The following is a 25,120-nucleotide window of genomic DNA, read 5'->3' on the forward strand; positions in this document are numbered from 1 at the left end:
GTTGGGGATTTCATTTTTAATGCGAATTCTGGATTTAGTCGCGACTCGCATTTTCTTCAAATCCTAAAAATAAGAAAAAGGCGGCCTACGCAGTCAGTCGCCCATACATTTAACTCAACACTAACAGTAGAAAGAATTGAAAATTGCATCTCGCCCCTACTTCTCCCACACCCACAGCGAAGGAGGTGGTTTGGACTGGGCGGAGGAAGAAGACAAGCGCCCTTCAGCTTGGATTCTTCCGGGAGCCCTGTCCGAAGCGACGAAGCGGACTCCCACGCGGCACCCGATCTTTCTCTTTCTCTCACTAAATTAAAACCACAGCGGCCCACGCAGTCAGCCGCCCGAACATTTAACTCAACACCAACAGTAGAAAGAAATGAAAGTTGGAACTCATCCCTACTTCACCCACACCCAAAGCGGAAGGGATGGTTTGGACTGGGCGGAGGAGGAAGACGAGCGTTCCCCAGCTCGGCTTCTTCTGGGAGCCCTGTCCGAATCACCGAAGCGGATACTCACGCAACACCCGAACTCCCTCACTATGTCACCCCTCTACCCAACCAGCACAAACGCCCCGCTCAAAATCAGCAACACACCGATGATTTTGCGCATGCCGATCCGCTCCTTCAATAGCCAGAACGACAACAGCATCGTCCAAATATACGTAATCGCTGTCAGCGGGAAAACCGTCGTATACGGCAAATACTGCAGCGCAATAATATTCAAAATCGCGCCGAGCCCGTATAACCCCACACCAAGCAGAAGGCGGATAATCACCGCCCGCCGCTCTGTCTCGAAACTGAATTCGGATACTTTTTTCAAGAAAAAGCCGCCAAGCGCCCCGAGCCACGTCATCGTAATCAGCAATAATACAAGTAACCCGTTAATTGCGATCACCTCCGATGATAACGACGCCGATCAAAATCAAGAGCGTTCCGAGTGTAACATTCATCGTCATTGCTTCATTCAAAAAAGCAGCGCCATAAAAAACTGCGATGACATAACCGATACTAAGTAACGGGTGTAACACAGACAGTTTGCCGAAACGGAAGGCGACCGTCATCAGGACCGCCCCCATGCCATATAGCATGAATCCGAGCCACAATTCCCAATCCCAGACCGAATCCGTTAGCTTCCAGAACAACTGGCCGGTTGCCGTAGATCCCGCGGCGGCAATCATCAAAATGATGCCGATCCAGGAAGTTCCTTGTTCCTGCTTCATACCGCATCCCTTCCTTTTTCCTGCCTGAATGACAGCAATGCAATGAAGATGGCGGCATAAAAGAATAAACTATTTCCGAATAGATAACGGAAGTCTTGTGCCGGAATCGCCGCCATTACAGCAGCAGTATTCAGTGCAACTGGAAGCAGCAGGAGCCAAACACGCCAATTGTTACGTAAATAAGCAACATAGATCAGAAGAACTGCAAAAAATGTATACACGGCTGGACGCCAAATGTACTCCTCAGCCGGCGTATCCACTTGTAGATAGTCGAGTGAAAATTGTTTCAGATCCGGGGCGATGATCGTATTGACGAGACCGAATTCGTTGCCGAGATAAATATTTGTGACAAAGCGGTTCATTTTATAATCTTCCGGCATCGTCATTTGCCAGACGATCGATGTTTCGTCCAAGAATGCTTCAATGGCGAGTCCAGGATTTTGAACGACCAGTGAACCCCATGTTTTGAAATACAGCGGCCAATCATTATAGATGACCCATCTGTCGTAATCACCCCATGAAAACTTGATCGGGTCGACAGCATATGGATTGTATTTCTCTTCCCATAATTCGAGTGCCATCAGATTGTCGACATACTTACGTTGGTCGTCCGTCATGTCCCCGTCACTCACCACGATATTCGCGATTTGCTGTGTCGGGATGCTGAGGGCTTCTTGCGGATCCGAATCCACTATTTCGAGCGCTGTAAAAACAGGGCCCGTGACGACTTCATGTAAGATGATGACTGCCAAGAACAGTGGTAATAGCCGCTTCCACATATGCCGGTACATGATCAGGACCGCAATCATCGAAATGACGAAGACTGGGAAGCCATTATGCCGGAAGAAAACGAGTACGAAGGAGCCCAGGAGGAACAACGCGACAAACGTCCATTTCCGCATTTCTTCTCCGCCTGTCTTGACAATTACCACAAGGAGCAGCGTGAAGAACAGAAGCGAAATGCTGTAAATGACATCCTTCCAAATGATGATTGCATACACGGCATTGACTGGCATGATGGCGAAGAAGATGAGCACGCCCCAGATGATTGCCTTGTGGACGCGGAAACGTTCCATTACATATCCCATATAGCCTATAACAAGTGCAAAGAGAAGCATCTGGAACAAGACGATGATGCCCGGGCTATCCCAAATCTGCGTCAGTCCCATGATCGTCCATGTGAACATGACCGGATGCCAGTTCGTGAATTCCTGTGTCTTCGACTGCTCCCACTGCTGGAGCGAGTCGGGCGTCATGGCACCCGGGAAGAATGCGATGAACATCAACGTCGTCGTCATGACGATCGGTAAACTGTATAAGAGTATTTTCCAAGCGGAAGTTTTCCGTTCTCCCACTTTTGCAGGAACCATCAATAAAAGACGGATAAGAACGATCACAAGAAGCGCGATTGCAGCTGACATGCCGAGGAACACCCCCGCGATGACAAACCAGTGGTTATCCATCAGGAAATGCTGTTCCGACCGGATCGAAAAAGCTGTCAATACGGAAAACAGCGGTAAGAAAATGAACAAACTCACTTTCTTCCCTTTCGTCCAGTGTTTGATTTCATCCAGAAAAGGAAGAGCTGCATAAAACAAACCGAACAAAATCAACGCCACCAAAAAGATTACGGGGATTCCGGCATTCCGGACCGGATAAAAGAAGAAGATCACCGGTAAACTCAACAAGAGGGCTGCCACGATCAGCAGCCCCATTCTCAAAAATGTATTTTTCATCATAAGGTCTCCTGCTTTGCACGTGCTCCAGCAGATTTCTCATGATTGATGCGGTCCATGATGGCGTTCAGTTCCAATTCATAATGCTTGCGGTGCGTTCCGGCTACCGTATCAAGGATCAGGCCACTCGCGAAGGATAACATCGAGAGCATAACGAGTCCGACCGCAAGAATCGCTGACGGAACTTTGGTGATGAAAGTCGATTGCACATACTCGACGATGACCGGGGTTCCAACTGCGAGACCGAGCACGAAGAAAATTGCGGCCCATGTCGTGAAGAACAGGAGTGGCTTATAATCTTTAAACAAAGTGAAGATCATCTTCAGTACTTTTATCCCGTCCTGGACTGTATTCAGCTTTGATTCGCTGCCTTCCGGGCGGTCGCGGTAATCGATTGCGACTTCCTTGATCAAGAATTTGTGATCGAGCGCATGGATGCTCATTTCCGTCTCGATTTCGAAGCCCGGGCTCGTCACCGGCATCGACTTGACGAATAGGCGGTCGAACGCCCGGTAGCCTGTCATGATGTCGGTGATGTTGCTTTTATACAACCTGTTGATCAAGTTTTTGACAAGTGTGTTGCCGAAACCGTGGAATTGGCGTTTGTTTTCGTTGAAATAGGTCCCATTGGATAAGCGATCACCAATGACGAGGTTGGCCTTCCCTTCCACCACAGGGCGAATGATCTCGTGGACGAACTCCGCAGGGTATGTATCGTCTCCATCAGCCATGACGTAGACGTCCGCATCAATGTGACGGAACATCGAACGGACGACGTTCCCTTTCCCTTGTCTCGGTTCAAAGCGGACGATTGCGCCATGCTCCCGTGCCACTTCGGACGTCCGGTCACTCGAGTTATTGTCGTACACGTAAATATCGGCTGTCGGCAATTCGCGCCGAAAATCATTGATGACTTTGCCGATTGTTAATTCTTCATTATAGCAAGGCAGTAAAACTGCAATTTTCATTCGTATGGCTCCTTCGATATAGAAATCTTTTCCTATCATAGCATATTAAATCAGACGTGAACGCTTATCAAAAGGTTACATACATAATATTTACAAAAAAATACCTTACCAAACTTTCGGCAAGGCAATTCAAGGTTCATTCCATATCCGTTTGTTCGAACGTCGCTTTGACAACACGCGTCAAAATTTCCACACCTGCCATCAAACTTTTTTGATCGAAAGACATTTTCGGGTGATGGAGCCCCGGTCCGAGATCGCAACCAAGCCCCAGCATGGTCGCTTTGATGTGCGGTCGTTTCAGCGTGTAATAGTGGAAGTCTTCTCCGCCTGGTGTCACCGAGCGCGGTAAGATCCGCTCAGCTCCCAGCGTTTGTCCAATCGCTTCAGCCATCCGCTCGACTGCACCTTCATCCACTTGCGCAGCTGCAATTTCTGCAGTTAATGTTGTTTCGATTTCAACTTTGAAATAAGAAGCGACAGACTGGATCGCCCCTTGCACTTCTCCGTAAAGCCGGTCCATCACTCGATTCGTCTGCCCGCGCATATCCACTGAGAACACGCCAGTTCCGGGGATGATGTTCGCCGATTCCCCGCCCGCTTGGAACATCGTCACTTTCGCGGAATGTGGAATCATCGGATCAAGGTGAATCGAGTGGATTGCCTGGACGAGCATCGCCATCACTTCGATTGCATTTTGCCCTTGATGCGGCCGTGCGCCGTGTGCATCCGTACCTTTGATTTTCCCGTTCATCAGCTTGGCTGCCCCGTTCAGGATGGCTGGTGTCGCATAACCCGTGCGTGCTTCTTCTTGCGGGCGAAGATGAACGCCGTACAAATGATCGATGTCATCCACCACACCTTGATCGATGAAGGAAAGCGCGCCGCTCCCTTTTTCCTCGGCCGGCTGGTAAAGCACTTTCAGTGTTCCTTTTTTCGGGATCCCAAGTTCCTTCAGCATCAGCAAGGCGCCTGTCACCATCGCCATATGTGCATCGTGTCCGCACGAATGGTTCGCTTGATACACACCGTCAACTTCCTGCCAAAGCGCATCGATGTCTGTACGCAAGCCAACACAAGGGCTGCCGCTTCCGACCGTCACAACGAGCCCTGTCGTATCCGGGAACGTCTCGACCATAAAACCTTCGTTCTCAAGAAATGCTTTCAAATAGGCGGTCGTCCCGATTTCCTTCCAACTGACTTCCGGGTGTGCATGAAGATACGCAAATAATCCCTCTACAACCGGCTGAACTTTTCCAACGATCGCTTCCATGACATCGCCCTCCATCTTCTATCTGTAGAATAATCCAATTATTCCGCTTTCCCGACAGTTTGGCAAGCTCGTGTAAAAAAAAAGACCTCCTGGAGAAGTCATCAACTTCCACAGTAGGTCCGTTTCATTCACTGAAGGCCGAGTACGTCCGCCAACGCACGCCACATCACAGCATGTCCCTGTTCGGTCGGATTCGCATTTTCGGTATTCATCAACTGTTCATAAGGGAGGCCCTGTTCAGCCAGTTCTTGATTGATTGCATCGAACTGGGAAAGGAATAAATAATCATTGTCCATCGCGATTTCCTTCAATACCATATCCGCTTCCGCCATCGTGTAATTGTAATCATACAATTCCTGTGTGGATGGTGGCGGCGATACGAGGATCAACTGGTTTGTGCGCTCAGCGATCGATGAAGTCAATTCACGCATCGTCACTTCGAACTCCTCGATCGAGCTGTTGATCCGGTCGTCAGTCCCGATCATCAAGATGACCACATCCTCCTGCTGATCGATCAAATGCGGCAAATAGTTCAGCACCCAAGCAGCTGTCTTGTCGGTAATGCCAGCGTTGATCAGTTCAACTTCGCCGAATGCTGGATCACTGAGATAATCACGGAGCTGATTCGCCCATGACGGTGACTCACGCCCTGCTTCCCGGTGCACTTCTCCGTAAGCATCGAATATGACGTCTCCCCCTTGTGTCGTGTAGCCAGGCAGCCCAGCGCCAGCTGTGATGTTATCACCGACCAGTTTGATGCGCGAGATTTCCTGGTTGCTCAAGCGCTGATAAAAATCGGTCATCTCGATATTCTCATCAGTCACTTCAGTGTCGGTGGACATCCCATCCTTCTGTTCTTTCGGTTGTGGCACAGTAGCCTCGCTATCTGCACGTGCGTGTTTTGCAATATTTTCATTCCATGTTCCTCTCGCCATGATAAGGATGACCATGCCGGCGATCAAGATCATGACCATTACAATCCGCAATAATTTCACTACATTTGCCTCCTGAATAGGGTTATTTCTTCCATTTTACCTTATTTCAGAGTCTTTTGGTGTAAAAATCTCCACTTAAATATAGGAAAGAAGCCATCCTCCGACTGCACCGATAACGACGATCATCCACGGTGGCAACTTCCAGTAGACCAACAAGCTGAATAATACCGCTGCCAGCGCGAAGTCATGCACTTCGATGATGCTGCTCGTCCAGATTGGTGTGTAGAAAGCGGAAATCAAAATGCCGAGAACCGCAGCGTTAATCCCCATGATTGCGCCTTTCACTTTCCGGTTCATCCGGAGTGCGTTCCAAAATGGCAATGCCCCGAGAATCAGGAGCATCGCAGGCAAGAAAATTGAGGCAGTCGCGAACAAGCCGCCTTGCCAGCCTTCCATCACCGCTCCTAAGTAAGCCGCAAACGTGAAGAGCGGTCCCGGCACCGCTTGTGTCGCACCGTATCCTGCAAGAAACGCCTCTTCCGTCAGCCAGCCTGTCGGAACGAATTCCTGTTCCAATAGTGGCAAGACGACATGTCCTCCACCAAACACAAGCGCACCTGCGCGGTAAAAGCTATCGAACATCGCGACCCAATTAGAGCCTGTCAACTCGCGAAGTAATGGCAGTAATGCAAGAAGTCCGAAGAACAATGTCAGGCAGATTACCCCGAACCGCTTCGACACCGGAAACTCCATCCCGGCTTCCTGTGTATCCGCTTCGTTCCGGTACAATAAAAATCCAATGACCGCTGCGATTAAAATGACACCTGCATGGGTAAAAGGTGCTTGCCAAAAGAGTGTCAACGTCAGCGCGAATAATACAATCGCTTTCCGCTTCAAATCCGGTGCCAAATTTTTCGCCATCCCTAAAATCGCATGTGCGACAACAGCTACAGCGACAATTTTCAATCCTTGGATCCATCCAGCGTCCGCCACGTCGAATGTCTCGACGAACAGCGCAAAGATGATTAACGCAATAACTGATGGCAAAGTAAAACCAAGAAATGACACGATGCCCCCAGCGACGCCGCCTCTTAACGCGCCGATTCCGATGCCGACTTGGCTACTTGCAGGTCCCGGCAAGAATTGTGCAAGCGCGACGAGATCTGCGTAACTCTTTTCATCGAGCCACTTCTTCCGTTTCACGTACTCTTCATGAAAATAGCCAAGATGCGCGACCGGTCCTCCGAATGAAGTCAAACCAAGACGCGTTGACACAATTAAGATTTCCAGTAATGTTTTGAAGCTACTTTTATTCTTCATGGAATGCCCCTTTAAATTCAGTCTTTTATTTCCTTGAACAGTTCATATGCCTTATCACGTGCTTCCCGCAAAATGACTTCCCCTTTTTCGGTAGCACTATAATACTTCCGGATTTTCCCGTCCACATTCCGATCTTCCCTTACGAGGAGTCCATCGCTTTCCATCCCGTGCAAGATCGGATATAATGTGCCTGGCCCAATGGTATAGCCATGCTCGCGTAATTCTTCGAGCATCCATGCACCGAAGATAGCTTCTTCCTTCGCATGATGCAATATATGGATATGTATGAATCCTGAAAACAACTTGCGCAGCACTTTATCGTCCATCCAGCTTCTCCTTTCATTTTTGATATTGGAAATCGATATCGACTTCCGTTATGAACAGTCTACCATAATGATTCTCATGAATCCCCCACTTTACACACTCTTTACAAACATGTAAAAAACCTTCCGCTCCTTTTTGTAAGGCAAAACGGAAGGCTTCCTAATCAATATGCATTTTTCGACCCAAACAAGACCAACACCGTTCTTAAAATTAATGATACATCGAGCCAAAACGTACGGTCCCGAATATAGCTCAAGTCCATTTCGACCCATTCGGCGAAACTGACCATCCCTCTTCCACTTACTTGCCAATAGCACGTCAACCCTGGGACAACAAAGATGCGTTGCCGTTCATAAAGCGTGTATTGCGCCACTTCATCCGGAAGTGCAGGTCTCGGCCCGACAAGGCTCATCTGGCCCTTCAGCACGTTGATGAGTTGTGGAAATTCGTCAATGCTCGTCCGCCTGATAAAGCTTCCGACTCTTGTCACACGTGGATCATGGCGCATTTTGAACACTGGTCCTGACGCTTCATTTTTCTGTATTAAACAAGCTTTCAACTCTTCTGCATTACACACCATGGAACGGAACTTGAACATGTCGAACCGTTCACCATCCTTCCCGACACGTTGCTGCTGGAAAAAGACACTGCCTTTTGGGTCTTCCAATTTGATGCAGATACCGACGATAAGGAAGATCGGCATCAAAACGATCAATCCGATCAATGCACTGACAATATCCAACGTTCGTTTCGCAGCTAAATAGCGCCGTGTTGAATTCGGATCGACGATGCTTTTGACTGGATATTTCACTTCTTGAGTCAAAATTTGTTCCTCTTTCTTTGGAGCAGAGATTGTCAAGAGAATCACCACTTTCTTACCAGTATTTGAATGATCATAGCGGAATTGTTTCAGCTGCCACCAAGGCAGTTCTTCCAATCGAATGATACGTAATACCGTGTCCTTGCATTACTGCTGGTTCATAACAATTCCGGCCATCGATGACAAGCGGCCGTTTCATGCTTAGGAAAACATCTGGTTTCAACTGCCGGATTTCCGGCCACTCCGTCAAGATCAAGACTGCATCGGATGCAACGATTGCTTCTTCGGCATTTCGTGCATAAGTGATGGATGAATCCAATAGAATCCGTGCATTCCCCATCGCAATCGGATCATACGCCACGACTCGCGCGCCTCTACTCACTAGCTCGTTCGTCACGAGGATGGAAGCCGCTTCGCGCATATCATCAGTTCCTGGCTTGAATGCAAGGCCAAGCACCGCGATTCGTTTATGTGCAAGTGACGGGAAACAGGCGTTCAGTTTTTTCAAGAGAATGCCTTGTTGTTGCTGGTTCACACTGATGACACCTTTCAGTAGACGGAAATCGTACGCAACATTCCCTGCGATCTGAATCAGCGCTTTTGTATCTTTCGGAAAGCAGGAACCCCCATAGCCGATACCAGCCTTCAAGAAATCAGCGCCGATCCGCTTGTCCATTCCCATGCCGACTGCGACATTCTCGACGTCCGCTCCGAGCAGCTCACAAATATTCGAAATTTCATTGATGAAACTGATTTTTGTCGCCAGAAAGGCGTTCGATGCGTATTTGATCATTTCTGCACTTTTTCGGTCCGTCTTATAAACCGGCAGGCCGAATGGTTGATTGATCCGTTCCACTATACGTGCGGCACGTTCATTCTCTGCGCCGATGATGATCCTGTCTCCATTGAAGGAATCCTTGATGGCGTCTCCCTCCTTTAAAAACTCAGGGTTCGAGACCACATCGACTGTGAATTGCCCGGCCGTGTTCTCCCTGATGATTTTCTCCACTCGTTCATTCGTTCCGACCGGCACGGTGCTCTTCATTACCACTACCGTATCGCAATCGACGTTCTTTGCAATTTCAAAGGCTGCACTGTCCACATACGTCAAATCCGCCGAACCGTCATGCCGCTCCGGTGTACCGACAGCGATGTACGTCACCGAACTGCGGTGTAAAGCTTCAGCCGGATCGCTTGTGAAGAAAAGCCGACCACGCTTCATATTATCCTTCATCATTTCTTCGAGGCCAGGCTCATAAATCGGTGATTTCCCGGTCTTCAGCATTTCGACCTTGAGCGGATCGATGTCCAGACAAATCACTTTATGGCCAATTTCCGCCAAACAAACGCCCGTTACAAGTCCAACATATCCAACTCCTATGATTGAAATCTTCAACTGGATCCCTCCTGCTAAATGACCTTTTCTCTTCCCAACAAAACTAATGCATAAAACAAATACTTTGTACCCAGATTTAATGGGTATTATTCAAAATTCAATAAAAAAACTATACAATTACATGACTTTAAAACCATTATATTTTCCTTAGGTTAAAGTAAAGTTAAATTATTAGTAAATTCTATCTATTTAGAAGAAACATCCCCGGGATAAAAGCGCGTAAATAAAAAAGCCACCTTTTTTAGCAAGGAGGCTTCATAGCGGCAAGTCTTTTTTGCCGATTCCAATATTCGAATTGAATTTATACTTCGCAATGTGCTTGAAGAAGACGATGTTTCCCCACAAGTAACGCTTCCACATCCGCTTCGGCTCTACCAGCAGTCGAAATATCCACTCCGCTCGCGCTTTCCGGAAAAGCATTGGTGCACGCGGAACTTTTCCCGCAGTAAAATCCAGGAACGCGCCGACAGCCATGACCGTCTGGACGTCCAGCCTGTCGAGGTAATCCGTGATCCACTTCTCCTGAAGCGGCACGCCGAGCCCGACAATGAGCAAGTTTGATTTACTACTATTAATCCGGTCGACCAACTCCTTGTCATCCGAGAAAAACCCATCGCTTACGCCCGTCACTTGAATTCCTGGATAGGTGCCCTCGATGTTCTTGCCAGCAGTTTGCGCAATGCCAGGTTCTCCGCCAAGTAAATACACACGGCCTCCCAGCTTCGCTAACGACTTCAACACTTCCGGTGTAAAATCCGTGCCGTTCAAATTCTCTTCCAGCGGGACGCCGAGTATTTTCGCTCCGATCTCCACCCCGACCCCGTCATTCAAGACCAATTCCGCATGCTGCAAACTACGCGCATAGACCGCATCTTTTTGTGCCGTATTGAAGCAGTGGGCATTCAAAAAGAATATCCGCGTCTTCTCCCCCCTCACAGCACGTTCAGCGAGCTTCTTCAACACTCGTTCTTTTGCAATTCCATGAAGAGGTACATTGCCGAACATCCGATTCTGCATGTTTCAGCCCTCCTTTACTTTGCGCGGTACATTGCTTCCACTTTCTCGAAATACAATTGCTCATCGAATTTCTGTTTTGCCAGTTCTCTAGAAACCGCTCCCATTTTCTCGAGATTCGATTCATCGAGACAACTCACCAATGATTCCGTAAGTGCTTCCCGGTCACCTGGTTGGATCAAGTAGCCATTTACGCCATCGATGACCGCTTCATCCACACTCCCCACATCTGTCGAGATGATCGGAATGCCGAAGCTCATCGCCTCAAGTATGGATAGCGGCAGCCCTTCGTTATAAGACGGCAAGACGAACAAGTCAGCCTGTCTCAACAATTCTTCCTTCTTCTCTGGGCCAATCCATCCGTGGAACGCAAATTTCTCTCCGATCCCTAACGTTTCAGTTAACCGCTTCGCTTGCTCCATCAGTTCTCCGTCTCCCGCAATATTGAACTGAACCTCTTTTCCGGCACGTTCCGCTTCTGGCAAGAATTCCACTGCTGCTTCAATCAAATCTAAAATCCCCTTGCGCTCGATCAACACTGCTAGAAAAAGAATCGATAGGACAGCTTTATCCGTTACATTCCTCAGATGAACCGGTATCGGGACAGCGTTCATCAAGATCTCAGTATTGGTAGCAGGTTCGATTTCCTGCAAAATGCGTTCCCAGCTTTCGCCTAGGACAATGACGCGATCAGCTTCTTTCAACAATCGAAGGATCTGCTTTTTCCTATTTAACGACGCTTCCAAATAATATTGCTTAAACTCAGCGCCATGCGTATGCACGACGACCTGGCTATCTGCGCTCTTCCCAAGATGGAATAAAATATATTTTCGGATGAAGCTTCCCCGTTCGGACATATGGAGATGAACGTATGCCGGCTGTCTCAAAACAAGGTGCGCTGCCACCGCAAATAATTTCACCCCGAAATAGAATGAGTTGAACACTTTTCCTTTTTCCGTGTGCGTCGGGATGTAAGTCAGCCGGATTGCACTGTTGAATTCATGTCGGAGGAATGATTCGACGACAGTAGTAATCCCCCCCTTGACCGAAGTTCTCGATCCACACATCAACACTTCGATTGGTCGCTCCACTTTGTCCACCTCACTTCATCAATGAATGTTTTTCGTATTCCGGAAACAATTCCCAAATGATTTCTTTTACCTGTTCTCCGTAAATCGGGCTGTTGACCGCAAAGTCGATTGTCGTCCGGATGAATCCGAGCATCTCTCCGACGTCGTAACGCTTCCCGACAAAATCATAGGCAAAGACAGATTGGATTTCATTCAACTTCTGGATTGCATCCGTCAGTTGGATTTCCCCGCCCGCTCCTACTTCATGCTCGCCAAGGAAGCCGAATATTTCAGGTGTCAAAATGTAGCGTCCCATGATCGCCAAATTGGAAGGAGCCGTTCCAAGTGACGGCTTCTCGATGAAATCACCGACTTTGTAAAGCCTCCCATCTTGTTGAATAGGATCAATAATGCCATAGCGAGGGGTCTCTTCGTCCGGAACGGATTGGACACCGATGACTGAATTCCCGGTTTCCTCATATTGCTTGATCAACTGCCGTAACGAAGGTTCTGGCGACTGTACAATATCGTCGCCGAGCAGGACAGCGAACGGTTCATTTCCGATGAATTTGCGTGCGCTCCAAACGGCGTGGCCAAGCCCACGTGGCTCTTTTTGACGGATGTAATGGATTTCGACTTTCGAGCAGCTTTGCACTTTTTTCAGCAGCTCGTACTTCTCCTTCTTGATTAAGTTCTCTTCCAGCTCGAAATTCGTATCGAAATGATCTTCGATTGCCCGCTTTCCTTTCCCGGTTACGATGATCAAATCTTCTATCCCTGACTCGATCGCTTCCTCGACAATATATTGGATCGTCGGCTTATCCAATATCGGCAGCATCTCCTTCGGCATCGCTTTTGTCACTGGCAAAAAACGGGTTCCAAGGCCAGCCGCCGGAATGATTGCTTTCGTCACTCTTTTCATTCAAATCTCGTCCTTTCCATCTCAGATTCTTGTTTCAGCGCATCTGCTTTTTATAAGATTCGAAATAGGATTTGTTCTGCTGCTGCATTAATTTGTTCATGACCACCCCAAGAAGCGAACAGCCTGACAATAAAATCATTTCTTTCGCTTTGATCGCATCATCTCTTACGGTTCTGCCGGAATGGACAACAAGCAATGCATTTTTGCATTTGTTTCCGATGATCTGGGCATCTGAAAAGGAAAGGATCGGCGGCGCATCAACGATGACAAGATCGTAGCCGACTGTCAATTCTTCGATTAATCGGTCCATAACCGGTTGTGTCAGCAATTCTGCCGGATTCGGTGGAATCGGACCAGCAGGAAGGAGGTCCAAATTCGGAATAGCGGTTCCTTTAATCGTATTCTTCAAGGCCGAATGTCCACTTAGTATAGTCGAGAGCCCTAAATTATTTCTGACCGGAAAGATATAGTGCATCGTCGGCTTCCGCATATCTGAATCGATGAGCAATACCTTTTTCCCTTCCTGCGCATAAATTGAAGCCAGATTGGATGCCACGGTCGACTTTCCTTCTGCTGGTCCTGCCGATGTAATCATAATGGTCGACAATTCTCCTTCTATGGCCGAGAAACTGAGATTGGTCCGCAATGCACGAAATTGTTCTGCTGCAAATGATTGAGGCTGATCGATATTGATGACCATCCGCTTGGTGCCACTCGGTTTTTGTTTACGGAATTGCGTCATTGCGCTTCCCTCCTCTTCAACGCAGGATGTACGACTTGCCCAGCCTCTTTTTCCATAACAAATGGAGAAATGACCCCAAGCACAGGAACGCCGAGCGCCAGTTCCACATCTTCTTCACTCTTCAACGATTGATCCAGGAACTCCATCAAGAATGCGATGATTGTGCCGAATATGAAGGAGACGAACCCGGCAAGGGCGATATTTAAAATTGGATTCACATTGATCGGTTCCAAGTCACTCCTCACAACAGCTGGAGACAGAATATTGACGTTATTTGTATTCATCAGCGTTTGGATCTCCTCCTGGAACGTTTCTGTGATTGTATTCGCGATTTCTACAGCCCGTGACTGATTCTCATCGACGATGAAAATATTCACCACCTGGGAGTTATCGTTCGTGCGAATCGTGACTTTATCGAAAAGCGCTTCAGGCGTCATGTTCAAGTTTTCCTTGTCGATCACTTTTTCCAGGATTACAGTGCTTTTGATGATGTCCCGATACGTATCGATCAAACCTAGATCCAGCTGAATATCCCTCTCTTCCCGGTCGCCGGGGATTGTGCGCTCTTGATTGACCAGGATCTGGGTAGACACTTCGTAGACCGGTACAATCGCATAAGAAGAAATGATCGCAGCTGTAATGACCGCTAAAAATACAAAGCTGATTACGAAACTGATTCTTTTCCTAAATATTTTGAACATTTTCTTCAGTTTTTTAGAATCCTCCACGTCCATCACTCCTTTCGTCTGGTTGTCTGTAAATCGAAGCCATCGCTGATAAATATAAGCAGAATGGAACGATGAAATGAATTGTCGATAACGTATTGTCTACAAACGAATAAACAAATACACCTGCGATCAATGCGAAATGGTAATAGCGTAAAGCACCCGGTATACTCCTCCCAATTCTTGAAAATACTAGGATCAATGCTAGGAAGAACAGAAGCGCCCCGACGACCCCCGTGTCGAAATAGAAACGGATGTATTCATTATGGGGTACGGTAAATCCTGAGAATAAAGAACCATCATTGACGACAAGTGAAGCTCCTAGCCCTTGACCGAACACTTCAGACCCATCTGCTTCTGTCAAGAAAAATCCCCAAGCTACTTCCCTGCCTGATAGATTCACTCCAAGTTCACTGCTTGCATGTTCGTTGAATGTCCGTTCCAAGATGTTTTCCCACTGGCTCACCATGACAGCAGTCCCGACAGACAGGAGCAGGACGAGCGGCACAATCGCCAAAATACGCCCTTTCAAATAATCCTTCAAATAATCCAGGACGAACAAGACAATCAGAAAGAGACAAGAAATCAATGCTCCGCGGGTACCGGTAGCGAACATGACAGTAAAATTGATGCCCGCCAGCATAAGAAAGAAAATCCGCATCTCCGGTCGTCTTTTCATTTCAATCAGACTCACGGCAAATCCCATGAAGGCAAGCATCGCCAAGTGCGCCCCCATATTAGCACCCTGCAGCCGGTTGGCGCCCAAATACTCTTGGTGGAAAATGGTATGCATCCCTAGCAACTCCAATAAAAAGCCGGTACCGATACTGACAAGTGACAGAAGTGGGATAAGCAGCAGAAAAAGGTTGGCGATTTTTGCGTCCCATTTGACTGTGAGCAGGAGGAATGGTGCACCGACTCCGAGCAAGACGACCAGTGGGCTGATACTGCTCAAGTTCGGGTGGAAATCGGATAGTGTATAACTGATCACCATCGCTCCCCCCAACACGATGAGTGGTTCAATGTTTATCAGTGTATAGCCATACAGCCGAATGGAAAGTGCCACCGTCAACAAGATGCCGATTTTATAAAAGGTGACTGCATCAAAACCGGCGACCGTAAAGTTGATCACGACATCCAATGAAATGGCCGATAACAATAAAAGGACGAGCGGCACCATTTCAGGCTTCAGCAACAAAGCTCCTCCAAACAGCAGCACGCCGCACAATAATAAAACCAGCGCCGATTCGTAGCTTACTACAGCTCCGATTGCAACAGCGCCTATGATGACCGGCAAGGCACCCCACCTCAAGTGTTTCCTTTCCAAGCTTTGTAATTCATTCATCCGCCACACCTTCTTTTCAGTCGATGTCTATCTACCCTCTTCAGGAAGCTGAGCCAAAGAATTGGAGCATCCCTTTCGCCCGTTTCTTACTGAATACGTACAGCATGTTCAATAAGGCAAGATGAACGAACGTGGAACCGTAAAGCAATAGATGTTTCGGAGAGTAGCCACCAGTCACCAACGCTTCTTTCAGCACTTCCCGCGATAGTTTAACGGTTTTTTTATCGCGGCTGATCATGCCATTTTTCAGTAGGATTTTCCCGACGGTCAAATTGAATTTCCCGAAGACATACTTTCCACGCTCTCGTGCGAGTTGCTTATGCTTATCGTACATTAATAAGTGTCCTCTGATGACAGCCGAGTTGTTGGTCGTAATCCGTTCTCCTGGGTGCTGTTGGAAAAGGACGAGCGGCTCTTTCACGAAATCGATCCGTGTTCGTCCCGCGAGCCGAATGTAGAGATCCCAATCTTGACAGCTCGGCAAGCTCTCATCGAACCCCTCGATCTCACAAAGCAGTTCCTTCTTTACAATGATGGAAGATGTCGTATCGATACAGTTATACGCCATTAACCGATCGATCAATTGCCCGCGATGAACCGGAATAGATTTCCATAGAAGAAGATCTCCATTCATTGCATTGAATCCGGCATAGACCGCGCCGATTCCAGAATCTCTGGAAAATACTTGAAGCTGCTTCTCAAGTTTCTCAGGGCACCACTGATCATCGGAGTCCAAAAAGGCGATGAATTCACCTGTAGCTGCGCAAATCCCTGTATTACGCGCGCTTGCACCACCACTATTCTTATCGTGACGGATATAAAGAAGTCGGGAATCCGCGATTTCTTCTATTACTGATTTCGTATCATCTTCCGAGCAATCGTCCACTACAATGATTTCGAAATCTTGGATTGTCTGCATCTGCAAGCTTTTCAAGGCTTCTCTGACCATCGCTGCCCGATTATATGTTGGAATGACAATACTCACACGGTAACCTCTGGTTGCGGCAAAGCCCACATTGAGCCCGTTGTTTGTTCGTGAGTCCATCATCTGATTCCTCCTCCCGCTTGCTGGTCAACCGTTTTCTTTCTGACCAGCCCTTTTATATCCCCCACCAGATCTTTTTCGAAGAATAGGAGCAAGACGCTATAAATCACTGCGCCGCTCACGATGGTGATCAATAACAACTGTATATTTCCTGTCTCCGGCATCAACCAAAGCATGCCGGAGAGCGAGATCGCCATGATACATGCATGCAGTAATGGCATTGCGATTGTTCGCGACAGTTCCCCTAAGCAATCCCCGATGATCAAGCGGATCCGGATCGCATAATTGAGATAGAACAGGAAAATCCGCAATGCGGCCATTGCGACTGCTACGACCGCGATATCACCTGTCAACGCTGATACGTAGACAACTGCAGGGACGACGACCAACAACGACAGTTGCCAATAGAAGCTCCAACGAACTTTTCCCACCGCGATGAACAAGCTTCCACTTGGATTGCCGAGCGAACGGAATAGCGCGTAAATGCAGAGGATCTGTACAAGCCCGATGATACTCGTCCACTCTTCTCCCAATAACAGCGGGACAGCAAATGGCGCAAGAAGCGCAAGCCCTGCATATAACGGCGCATTCAAGACCATCAGCAGATGGATGACGAACAAATACCATTTCTTCAACCGTTTTTTATCATTTTGGATTTGGGAAAAAATCGGTAACGATAATTTGGTGATGACAGGGTTCAACTTTTGGACCGGCTGCATGACCAAGTTGATTGCCATGCTGTAAAATGCCAGCAATTGCGGTCCCAGCATCACACCGATGACAATTTGGTCGATTTTCGTGTTGACCGTATTTGCAGCTGTCGCGCCGAGACGATACATCCCGAACGACACGAGTTCTTTTATTGCACTCCAGGAGAATTCAATATCCGGCTTCGATTCTATATCCCGGAAGCCGATGATGATCCATGGAATTGTCTTGGTCACCACCATCGCCAAGTATCCCCAGACGACCGCCCACACCCCGATGTGGAAAAAGATGACGAGTGACAGCGTGACAACCGTGCCACATACAGCCGCAAAGACTTCAACTTTCGTCAAGTCCTTGAATTCCATCCTTTTGACGGCAAGCGTCTGAAATTGGAGTCCGAATGGGATGATGATAAAGCTGATGCCCACGACCTGGATCATCATCGTCAGTTCCGGCGCCCGAAAAGCACCAGCGATGAACGGCGCAGCCGCCAGCAATAAGCAAAATAGGACGACCCCCGCTACGATCGAAAACCAGTACAGGCTCGATAAAGAAGTACGGCTGATCTTTTTCTTGTGGACGATCGCATCCGTGATGCCCATGTCCATAAGCAACTGGGAAAACTGGATGACGATTTGAATCAATGCAATCAAACCGAATATTTCCGGTCCGAGCAGTCGGCCAAGAACAATCAACTGGATTATCTGCAAAAGACTGACTGATGCAACTGATAATGAAGTGAACTTCACTCCCGCTGATGCTTTTGTTTTTAATTCAGACATGGCGCACCCTCATCACGAAGTTAGTATAGGATTTTCCTCCACATTTTTACTCGCTGCCTTCCTTCGATTCCAAATGGCCGATCTTCCGGGAAGTCTTCCGGAAACCCAAGAAGGTCGAACGATTCGCTGCTGTTTTCAGGAAGCTGTTCATATTGGTAAAGAAATTCGAAGTCGATCACTTTCAGTCCTTCATCCGTAAGAAGCAAGTTACCCGGGTGAAAATCGATGAGCGCATAGCCCCGCTCATAAAAGAATTCCGTGATTGCGAGCACATCCTTCTTAAACCGCAGTTTCAGTGCCAACTTCTTCAGCTTTTCCACCTTCGTCCATCTCCGTGTTTCGTAGTATGGAGTGATGATGTAATTCGCACCTTCATCAAGAAGAGGCGGAATGTAAGGACTCTCCCCGCCCAGTTCGCCGTATACAAGCTTCTCGCGCATCAGAAAACGTTCATTTCCTGCTTTGTACGTTTTCTTCACTGCCTTGATGCCGTCAAAGTCGATCAGTTCGACTTTCGCCCTTCGGCGGAGTTCGGACAAGTCCCCCAGTACCGTTTCTTCCGTTTCATAGTCTTGGTCCCACTGCATGATTTTGGTTATTATTTGCGGCATCAGTTCTGGTGCGACAGCATCAATGTATTCAAGTGCTTCTGTTTCGTCGTCCGAACTGTGGATTGCATTCGCCCGCTGCTCTGGTGCAAATTGATGATTGATTTCATCGCGTAATCCGAACTTCAAAAAGTAATTGGCATTCGTCACATACGGATGTTCCATCCTTCGCTTCGCCACGTGTTTCTGCGGATGATAATCATACAAGACGAGTAAAACCGCAGGTTCTCCGCCGCTCACTTTCCACGGACCACTTCCCCAGTTTCCCCCGCGGATGTTTTGCTTCGCTTCCTTACGCTGTCGCTCATCCAGATGAACAGCTTCCACAAGCTTCAGTCCCGCCTTGTCCAGCCAGTCCATGATGAACTCTTCTTTTCCGTTTTGCACAGCCCAGTCCCGGATGACAAACGTCATCAGCTCCCCACTTTTTACGAACTGACGTGTCTGCTCAGGCTCGAGCGTTTTCAACCACGTGTTCCGGACACTTAGTTTTCGAATCGTATCCGTCGCTGGCGCCCACCCTTCCGCTTTTAAGAAGCGGTGCAAATAAGGCAGATTCAGCTGCTCGAACTCCATACTATTCATGATCGACAGCTCATACAACAACGTCGGATAATCATGGTCCGCCTTCTCGATCGACGGCTTGTCCCGTTCTGTCAGCGGAAAGCCTGATTTGAGCCCCTTATGATAAACCGCATGGTACAGCAAACTCAGGAAATAGTTCCTTAAATCCGGAATCGGAAATGCACTTTTCCACTGCACAGGATTCTCCAGAATCTTCTCAGCCAAATGCGGTGGATAGTAAGCCATCTGTTCGTAGCCACTTCCTTCCATGCCGCTGACGCTGTAAAGGTCGAATGGTACGATTCCGACTTTTTCATCCAACGCATTCCGGATCGCTTCCAAATCACAGTCAGCCACAAGCAGATCGATATCTTCATCTAAGCTAGTGAATGGAATCTCTTCATGCCAGCGCAGGACTACAAAGGAAAGCTCAGCATCCAACAGTTCTGCCAGGAAAGGCTTCACCGGGACGAACGGAGACAAATAAGAGCGTGGCGCTTTTTGCACCTCATGCTCCCTTATCAAGACGATGAAATTCTGTGAACGACCTTCGTGTACAAGGTTTCTATATTGAAATCCCCAGTTTTTCCTCCGCCCCCTTTTATACGCCACCAAGCCTAGGAAATTCACGTAATCAAATGGCAAGGTCGGATGAAAAAGAATGAACGTTGCTCCCGAATTCATCGCTTGTCGCACTTCCTCGATTCGCGCGTTCTCTAGTACAATCACTTCGGCATTGTTCGCGCGAATGACTCCTGAATCTTCCGTATGGTAAAACTTATCGGACCGCTCCGTTTCGATCTCTTCCGTTACTGTCCCCAAGTAGTTTTGATTCCCTTTCTGCTCCAACTCATCGCACAACCGATCAGAAACAGCACCAACGTGTAAGACTCTTGGCGACTTCCGTTCCACATAAAGCCCTTCGATAAAAGCCGCAACCGTTGCCCCCTGTCCCATCGTTCCCGCTCCCTTCTTCAACTATACGATGACTCAAGTCCGAACCGATCGCCAGGTAACAGCGCGTCATCTTGCGTCAGCACATTCCGCCACCAATCTTCGTTCTCCTGATACCATTCCACCGTCTGCTTCAGCCCTTCCTCGAAAGCGTAGCGTGGTTTCCAGCCAAGTGCTTCGATTTTGGTCGGATCAATCGCATACCGCTGATCATGTCCCGGTCGGTCCTTGACGAATTCAATCATCTCCTGCACATTCCCGAGCAATGCCAAGACCGAATTGACTACTTCCAGATTGGAACGTTCATTTCGGCCACCAATATTGTAGACTTCACCAGCCTCACCCTTTCGCAGTACTAAATCCAATGCAGCACAATGATCGAATACATGAAGCCAGTCACGGATGTTGCGTCCGTCACCGTAGACCGGAATCTTCTCCGCATGTACAGCCTTTGAAATAGTGAGCGGAATCAATTTCTCCGGAAAATGATACGGACCATAATTATTTGAGCAGCGCGTGATGCACACAGGCATCCCGTACGTCTCATAATAAGATCGCGTCAACAGATCGGAAGCGGCCTTGCTCGCGCTGTACGGACTATTCGGATTGATGGGCGTTTGTTCCGTAAACAGCTCATCACCTTCAAGCGACAACTCCCCATATACTTCATCTGTCGACACATGAACAAATTTCGCCACGCCGTTGATTCTCGAAGCTTCTAATAACACTTGCGTCCCGACTACGTTCGTACGTACAAACGATTGCGGGTCAGCGATCGAGCGGTCTACATGGCTTTCTGCCGCAAAATGAACGACCGCATCGAACGATTCCCGCGCAAACAACGCTTCGATCTCATAACGATCTGCGATATCCCTCTGAAAAAACCGGTAACGCCTGTCGCCTGCCAAATGTGCATGCTTCGTGAGATCCCCCGCATATGTCAGCAAATCCAGATTACACACTTGGACATCCGGATCATTCGCCAAAAGATGATGGATGAAGTTCCCTCCGATGAAACCCGCTCCGCCTGTGACAAGAATCTTTTTCATAATCTCGCTCCTCTATATTTGCATTTGCAGTCCAACGATACTTCGGTCAACGGCGATCTCGACCAAGTACTGTCCGTACCCCGTTTTCTTCAATGGTGCCGCCAGTTGGAGCAACTCATGTTTCCCAATGTAGCCACGCCTGTAGGCGATCTCTTCTATACAAGCCACATACAGACCTTGCCGCTTTTGGATCGCCTCCACAAAATTAGATGCTTCAAGCAGCGCTTCGTGCGTTCCCGTATCGAGCCACGCCAAGCCTCTCCCCATGATGTTAACCTTCAGCTCCCCTCGCTTCCGGTACACTTCGATTACATCTGTAATCTCCTTCTCACCACGTGCGGAAGGTTCGATCGAACGCGCAATCTCTACAACATCCGGTCCAAAGAAATACAAACCTGGAACGGCATAGGACGATTTTGGATCCTTCGGTTTTTCTTCGATGGACACGATGTTCATATCTTCATCCACTTCGACCACTCCATAGGCACGCGGATCTGCGACATGGCAACCGAAAATGATTCCGCCTTCTTTCAATTCCGCCGACTCCTTCAAGCGGTTCCCGAAATCCGAGCCGTAAAAGATATTATCTCCAAGCACAAGTGCCACAGGTGAATCCCCGATGAATTGCTCCCCGATGGTAAAAGCTTCTGCCAGTCCATCCGGCTTTTCCTGAATGGCGTATTCCAACTTGATCCCGAGCTGCTGTCCGTTGCCGAGCAATTCGAGAAAACCGGCAATATCCCGCGGAGTCGAGATGATCAGGATTTCTTTGATTCCTGCCAGCATTAGCACCGAAAGTGGATAATAAATCATCGGCTTATCGTACACTGGAAGCATTTGCTTCGAGATCGACTTAGTTAATGGATACAGACGCGTACCGGAACCACCAGCCAAAATGATGCCTTTCATTTTTTACTCCTCCTCATTGTGCAATCAACGCCTGCGCATTTAGTTGTTTCAAGAAAGAACAAATCCGCTCGACCTCCCACTCGCCCAGCGCTCCGTAAAAGGGAAGTGCAAGCGTCCGGTCGACTGCCATATGGGCGTTCGGCAAATGTTCCGGTCTGCTGGACTGCAATCCGGAATACCACTCGAAACCGCTGCACAGCGGATAAAAGTATTTGCGGGCACTGACATTTCTTTTCAGCAGCTTATCGTGGACGTCATTACGCGAACAGCCGAAACCTGCTTCATCTATTTCGATGACGAAATATTGATAGCTGCTTTCCTCACCCTCCAGATTTGTGATAATCCGGAGACCAGGCACCCCGGTCAACTCCCGCTCATAAAGCTCTTTCAGCCGTTGTCTTTTCTTCCGTTCTCTTTCGACTAGTGGCAGCACTTCAAGTCCGACTGCCGCCTGAAGCTCATTCATCTTGCCATTCAATCCCGACAGCGCTACTTGATCCGGTCCAGTGATACCGAAGTTCCTTAGCATTCGCAGTACTTCCGTGATCCGCTCATCCTTGAAGGCCAGCGCTCCGCCTTCCACCGTATGGAAAAGCTTTGTCGCATGAAAACTGAACATCGTCATATCCCCGTAATTAGCTACCGGTACTCCGCCCGATTTGGTGCCGAAGACATGCGCACCGTCATAGATGACTTTCAAGTTGTATTTGTCGGCGATTTCCTGGATCCGCTCCACATCGCATAAATTCCCGAACACATGAACTCCGAGAATCGCTGTCGTCTTCTCCGTGATCAATGCTTCGATTTTTTTCGGGTCGATATTGAGCGTATCCGGCCGGATATCACAGAAGACCGGGGTCAGTCCATTCCAGTCAAGTGCCTGTACAGTCGCTGGAAACGTGAAAGGAGTCGTAATCACTTCACCTGACAGGCCAAGCGCTTTCAACCCAAGCAATAGTGCTATCGTTCCGTTATTGAACAATTCAAGACGGTCAATTCCTAAAAACAGCTTCAATTCCTTCTGCAGCAACTCATGCTGTCCACCTTGATTGGTCATTTGACCACTTTCCCAAATATCTTCGAGACGCTGGACTATCCCGTCCAACGCTGGAAGCAAAGGCTTCGTCACATATACAGGCTTCGTCAATCCTTCCATTTGCCATCCTCCTGAAGAAGTCAGCCCAAACGAGCCAGCCTCCATTTTTTCATGATCGGGAGTAATAATTTCCATAAGATGTGGAACTCCTCTCTTTTCGCCCATTTAGCCATTCCACTGTAACAAGCGATACCCACAACCACTTGGATGATCAATGTCAATGAATCCGCCGAATCGAGCAAGTGGCCGACTATATACGTAAGTGTCCCCATTCCCACAGCCAGCAGGAATGACGGGAAGAGATCCTCCAGCTGGCGGCGTACGGTATAGTTGATTTCCTTTCCTGAAAAATACATATTCAACAGTAATGCACTGTAGGAATCAACAACGATCAATGCAACCAAACCGATCATCCCGAGGTCCAACCAAATTGCGAGGAACACGAGTCCAAGCGTCATCGAAAACTTTCCGACCTCCAAATACAGAAATATATCGGACCGCCCTTTCACTTGAAGGATATTTAAGTTCAATGCATGAATCGGATAGAGCATGCCGGCGATACAAAGCAACTGAAAATAAATGGTCATTGGTTCCCATTGGCTGCCGAAGACAATCCGCACCATCGGCTCTGCAATCGCTGCAAGGCCGAGCATCATCGGGAAGATGAGAAAAGCGGATAACTTAACGAGTGTCCGGTAATTATTCTTCAGCCGTTCATCTTCATCCTGGATTCTGCTGAGAACAGGATATGTCACGCGCTGGATTGCAGCTGTCAGACTCTGTGTCACCACGTCACTGAACTTCGAAGCATTCATATAATAGCCAAGCTGCCCGGCCGAGTAATTTCTACCAATCAAGACGGCGAATAGATTCTGCCCAAGCGTATCGATCAATCCCGACACAAGGAGCTTCCAGCCGAAATGATACAGTCGGCGGAAGGAGCGAAAACTGAATGTCCATGAAGGGAGCCACTTCTTCATGACAAAGAACAAAATCGATTGACTGGCATTCATCACTAACAAGCGAACGATCAAGCTCCAAATTCCGAATCCGCTGAATGCCATGAAAATCGCGATCAAACCTGAAAAGAGACTAGCAATCACATTGACTGTCGCTTGCGTCTTGAAATCGATTTCCTTCGATAAAATCGCGCGCGGCACAAGCTCGAATGACTTGATGATGATTGAAATCGCCATCACCCGGATGAGCATCGTCAATTGTTCTTCACCGAAGAAAGCGCCGATTGCCGGAGCCGTTAAATAAATGCACCCATACAATACGAGTGACATGGCCAGATTGAAGTGGAATACAGTAGAATAATCGACTTGCGTCGGTTTCCTTTCCCGGATTAGCGCTTGTGTAAAGCCACTGTCAACGAGTGAATTCGATAACGCTACAAAAATCAGGACGATTCCGATCAAGCCAAAATGTTCCGGTAGGAGCAGTCGCGCCAAAATGATCTGGATGAGGAATTGCACCCCTTGATTCCCTGCGAGGTCCCCAAAACTCCAAAGTAACCCGTTGATTGTCTTTCCCTTTAATCCTCTTTTCTTTTGCATCTCCTGACTCCTCAATGTCCTTTGATGAACTTCTTGTAAT

At 48.1% G+C, this 25,120-nt stretch carries 23 protein-coding genes; all 23 read right to left on the minus strand.

The window, feature by feature from the left end; all coding sequences use genetic code 11:
• Nucleotides 1-549 precede the first annotated feature (549 nt).
• Nucleotides 550-894 (minus strand): EamA family transporter, encoded by a 345-nt coding sequence (locus GIW82_RS05690; RefSeq protein WP_370456017.1) that lies wholly within the window; start codon nt 892-894, stop codon nt 550-552.
• On the minus strand, nt 881-1,219 hold the full coding sequence (locus GIW82_RS05695; RefSeq protein ID WP_154748902.1) for a DMT family transporter: 339 nt from the start codon (nt 1,217-1,219) through the stop codon (nt 881-883). Before GIW82_RS05695 ends, GIW82_RS05690 begins: the two co-directional genes overlap by 14 nt.
• Nucleotides 1,216-2,955, minus strand: a complete 1,740-nt coding sequence (locus GIW82_RS05700) for a DUF6020 family protein (protein ID WP_154748903.1) — start codon at nt 2,953-2,955, stop codon at nt 1,216-1,218. Before GIW82_RS05700 ends, GIW82_RS05695 begins: the two co-directional genes overlap by 4 nt.
• Complete coding sequence (locus GIW82_RS05705) at nt 2,955-3,923, minus strand: glycosyltransferase family 2 protein (RefSeq protein WP_154748904.1); 969 nt, start codon at nt 3,921-3,923, stop codon at nt 2,955-2,957. The genes GIW82_RS05700 and GIW82_RS05705 overlap by 1 nt, the downstream gene beginning before the upstream one ends.
• 136 nt (nt 3,924-4,059) lie before the next feature.
• Complete coding sequence (locus GIW82_RS05710) at nt 4,060-5,193, minus strand: M20 peptidase aminoacylase family protein (RefSeq protein ID WP_154748905.1); 1,134 nt, start codon at nt 5,191-5,193, stop codon at nt 4,060-4,062.
• Between the two features lie 128 nt (nt 5,194-5,321).
• On the minus strand, nt 5,322-6,188 hold the full coding sequence (locus GIW82_RS05715; RefSeq protein WP_154748906.1) for an SGNH/GDSL hydrolase family protein: 867 nt from the start codon (nt 6,186-6,188) through the stop codon (nt 5,322-5,324).
• Nucleotides 6,189-6,263: 75 nt separating this feature from the next.
• Nucleotides 6,264-7,448 (minus strand): chromate efflux transporter, encoded by a 1,185-nt coding sequence (gene chrA, locus GIW82_RS05720; protein WP_154748907.1) that lies wholly within the window; start codon nt 7,446-7,448, stop codon nt 6,264-6,266.
• A 17-nt stretch (nt 7,449-7,465) separates the two neighbouring features.
• On the minus strand, nt 7,466-7,774 hold the full coding sequence (locus GIW82_RS05725; protein ID WP_154748908.1) for a PadR family transcriptional regulator: 309 nt from the start codon (nt 7,772-7,774) through the stop codon (nt 7,466-7,468).
• A gap of 161 nt (nt 7,775-7,935) precedes the next feature.
• The gene (locus GIW82_RS05730; RefSeq protein ID WP_370456018.1) at nt 7,936-8,583 is read right to left on the minus strand and encodes a sugar transferase; all 648 of its coding nucleotides are present in this window, start codon (nt 8,581-8,583) and stop codon (nt 7,936-7,938) included.
• Between the two features lie 82 nt (nt 8,584-8,665).
• A complete protein-coding gene (locus tag GIW82_RS05735; RefSeq protein WP_154748909.1) occupies nt 8,666-9,988 on the minus strand; it encodes a UDP-glucose dehydrogenase family protein in 1,323 nt (440 codons plus the stop codon).
• Between the two features lie 255 nt (nt 9,989-10,243).
• Nucleotides 10,244-11,005, minus strand: coding sequence for a WecB/TagA/CpsF family glycosyltransferase (locus GIW82_RS05740; RefSeq protein WP_154748910.1), 762 nt, complete (start codon nt 11,003-11,005; stop codon nt 10,244-10,246).
• A gap of 14 nt (nt 11,006-11,019) precedes the next feature.
• Nucleotides 11,020-12,093, minus strand: a complete 1,074-nt coding sequence (locus GIW82_RS15025; protein ID WP_154748911.1) for a glycosyltransferase family 4 protein — start codon at nt 12,091-12,093, stop codon at nt 11,020-11,022.
• A 10-nt stretch (nt 12,094-12,103) separates the two neighbouring features.
• Nucleotides 12,104-12,994 (minus strand): UTP--glucose-1-phosphate uridylyltransferase GalU, encoded by an 891-nt coding sequence (galU, locus tag GIW82_RS05750; protein ID WP_154748912.1) that lies wholly within the window; start codon nt 12,992-12,994, stop codon nt 12,104-12,106.
• 34 nt (nt 12,995-13,028) lie between these two features.
• Nucleotides 13,029-13,736, minus strand: a complete 708-nt coding sequence (locus GIW82_RS05755; protein ID WP_154748913.1) for a CpsD/CapB family tyrosine-protein kinase — start codon at nt 13,734-13,736, stop codon at nt 13,029-13,031.
• Nucleotides 13,733-14,464, minus strand: a complete 732-nt coding sequence (locus tag GIW82_RS05760) for a YveK family protein (protein ID WP_195913953.1) — start codon at nt 14,462-14,464, stop codon at nt 13,733-13,735. Before GIW82_RS05760 ends, GIW82_RS05755 begins: the two co-directional genes overlap by 4 nt.
• The gene (locus GIW82_RS05765) at nt 14,451-15,806 is read right to left on the minus strand and encodes an O-antigen ligase family protein (protein WP_154748915.1); all 1,356 of its coding nucleotides are present in this window, start codon (nt 15,804-15,806) and stop codon (nt 14,451-14,453) included. Before GIW82_RS05765 ends, GIW82_RS05760 begins: the two co-directional genes overlap by 14 nt.
• Nucleotides 15,807-15,846: 40 nt before the next feature.
• Complete coding sequence (locus GIW82_RS05770) at nt 15,847-16,851, minus strand: glycosyltransferase family 2 protein (RefSeq protein WP_154748916.1); 1,005 nt, start codon at nt 16,849-16,851, stop codon at nt 15,847-15,849.
• On the minus strand, nt 16,851-18,341 hold the full coding sequence (locus tag GIW82_RS05775; protein ID WP_154748917.1) for an MOP flippase family protein: 1,491 nt from the start codon (nt 18,339-18,341) through the stop codon (nt 16,851-16,853). The genes GIW82_RS05770 and GIW82_RS05775 overlap by 1 nt, the downstream gene beginning before the upstream one ends.
• A 20-nt stretch (nt 18,342-18,361) precedes the next feature.
• A complete protein-coding gene (locus GIW82_RS05780) occupies nt 18,362-20,470 on the minus strand; it encodes a hypothetical protein (protein ID WP_154748918.1) in 2,109 nt (702 codons plus the stop codon).
• Nucleotides 20,471-20,487: 17 nt separating this feature from the next.
• Nucleotides 20,488-21,516, minus strand: coding sequence for a dTDP-glucose 4,6-dehydratase (rfbB, locus tag GIW82_RS05785; RefSeq protein ID WP_154748919.1), 1,029 nt, complete (start codon nt 21,514-21,516; stop codon nt 20,488-20,490).
• A 12-nt stretch (nt 21,517-21,528) separates the two neighbouring features.
• On the minus strand, nt 21,529-22,425 hold the full coding sequence (gene rfbA / locus GIW82_RS05790; protein WP_154748920.1) for a glucose-1-phosphate thymidylyltransferase RfbA: 897 nt from the start codon (nt 22,423-22,425) through the stop codon (nt 21,529-21,531).
• Between the two features lie 13 nt (nt 22,426-22,438).
• A complete protein-coding gene (locus GIW82_RS05795) occupies nt 22,439-23,581 on the minus strand; it encodes a DegT/DnrJ/EryC1/StrS family aminotransferase (protein ID WP_154748921.1) in 1,143 nt (380 codons plus the stop codon).
• 20 nt (nt 23,582-23,601) lie between these two features.
• On the minus strand, nt 23,602-25,080 hold the full coding sequence (locus tag GIW82_RS05800; RefSeq protein WP_154748922.1) for a lipopolysaccharide biosynthesis protein: 1,479 nt from the start codon (nt 25,078-25,080) through the stop codon (nt 23,602-23,604).
• Nucleotides 25,081-25,120 lie beyond the last annotated feature (40 nt).

The sequence above is a fragment of the Planomicrobium sp. YIM 101495 genome (assembly GCF_009707665.1).
GTDB lineage: Bacteria > Bacillota > Bacilli > Bacillales_A > Planococcaceae > Planococcus.

Coding starts and splice junctions, on each gene's coding strand:
- GIW82_RS05695 (WP_154748902.1), bottom strand. CDS start 1,219: ATGAAGCAGGAACAAGGAACTTCCTGGATCGGCATCATTTTGATGATT.
- GIW82_RS05700 (WP_154748903.1), bottom strand. CDS start 2,955: ATGAAAAATACATTTTTGAGAATGGGGCTGCTGATCGTGGCAGCCCTC.
- GIW82_RS05705 (WP_154748904.1), bottom strand. CDS start 3,923: ATGAAAATTGCAGTTTTACTGCCTTGCTATAATGAAGAATTAACAATC.
- GIW82_RS05710 (WP_154748905.1), bottom strand. CDS start 5,193: ATGGAAGCGATCGTTGGAAAAGTTCAGCCGGTTGTAGAGGGATTATTT.
- chrA (WP_154748907.1), bottom strand. CDS start 7,448: ATGAAGAATAAAAGTAGCTTCAAAACATTACTGGAAATCTTAATTGTG.
- GIW82_RS05725 (WP_154748908.1), bottom strand. CDS start 7,774: ATGGACGATAAAGTGCTGCGCAAGTTGTTTTCAGGATTCATACATATC.
- GIW82_RS05740 (WP_154748910.1), bottom strand. CDS start 11,005: ATGCAGAATCGGATGTTCGGCAATGTACCTCTTCATGGAATTGCAAAA.
- galU (WP_154748912.1), bottom strand. CDS start 12,994: ATGAAAAGAGTGACGAAAGCAATCATTCCGGCGGCTGGCCTTGGAACC.
- GIW82_RS05755 (WP_154748913.1), bottom strand. CDS start 13,736: ATGACGCAATTCCGTAAACAAAAACCGAGTGGCACCAAGCGGATGGTC.
- GIW82_RS05765 (WP_154748915.1), bottom strand. CDS start 15,806: ATGAATGAATTACAAAGCTTGGAAAGGAAACACTTGAGGTGGGGTGCC.
- GIW82_RS05770 (WP_154748916.1), bottom strand. CDS start 16,851: ATGGACTCACGAACAAACAACGGGCTCAATGTGGGCTTTGCCGCAACC.
- GIW82_RS05775 (WP_154748917.1), bottom strand. CDS start 18,341: ATGTCTGAATTAAAAACAAAAGCATCAGCGGGAGTGAAGTTCACTTCA.
- GIW82_RS05780 (WP_154748918.1), bottom strand. CDS start 20,470: ATGGGACAGGGGGCAACGGTTGCGGCTTTTATCGAAGGGCTTTATGTG.
- rfbB (WP_154748919.1), bottom strand. CDS start 21,516: ATGAAAAAGATTCTTGTCACAGGCGGAGCGGGTTTCATCGGAGGGAAC.
- rfbA (WP_154748920.1), bottom strand. CDS start 22,425: ATGAAAGGCATCATTTTGGCTGGTGGTTCCGGTACGCGTCTGTATCCA.
- GIW82_RS05795 (WP_154748921.1), bottom strand. CDS start 23,581: ATGGAAGGATTGACGAAGCCTGTATATGTGACGAAGCCTTTGCTTCCA.
- GIW82_RS05800 (WP_154748922.1), bottom strand. CDS start 25,080: ATGCAAAAGAAAAGAGGATTAAAGGGAAAGACAATCAACGGGTTACTT.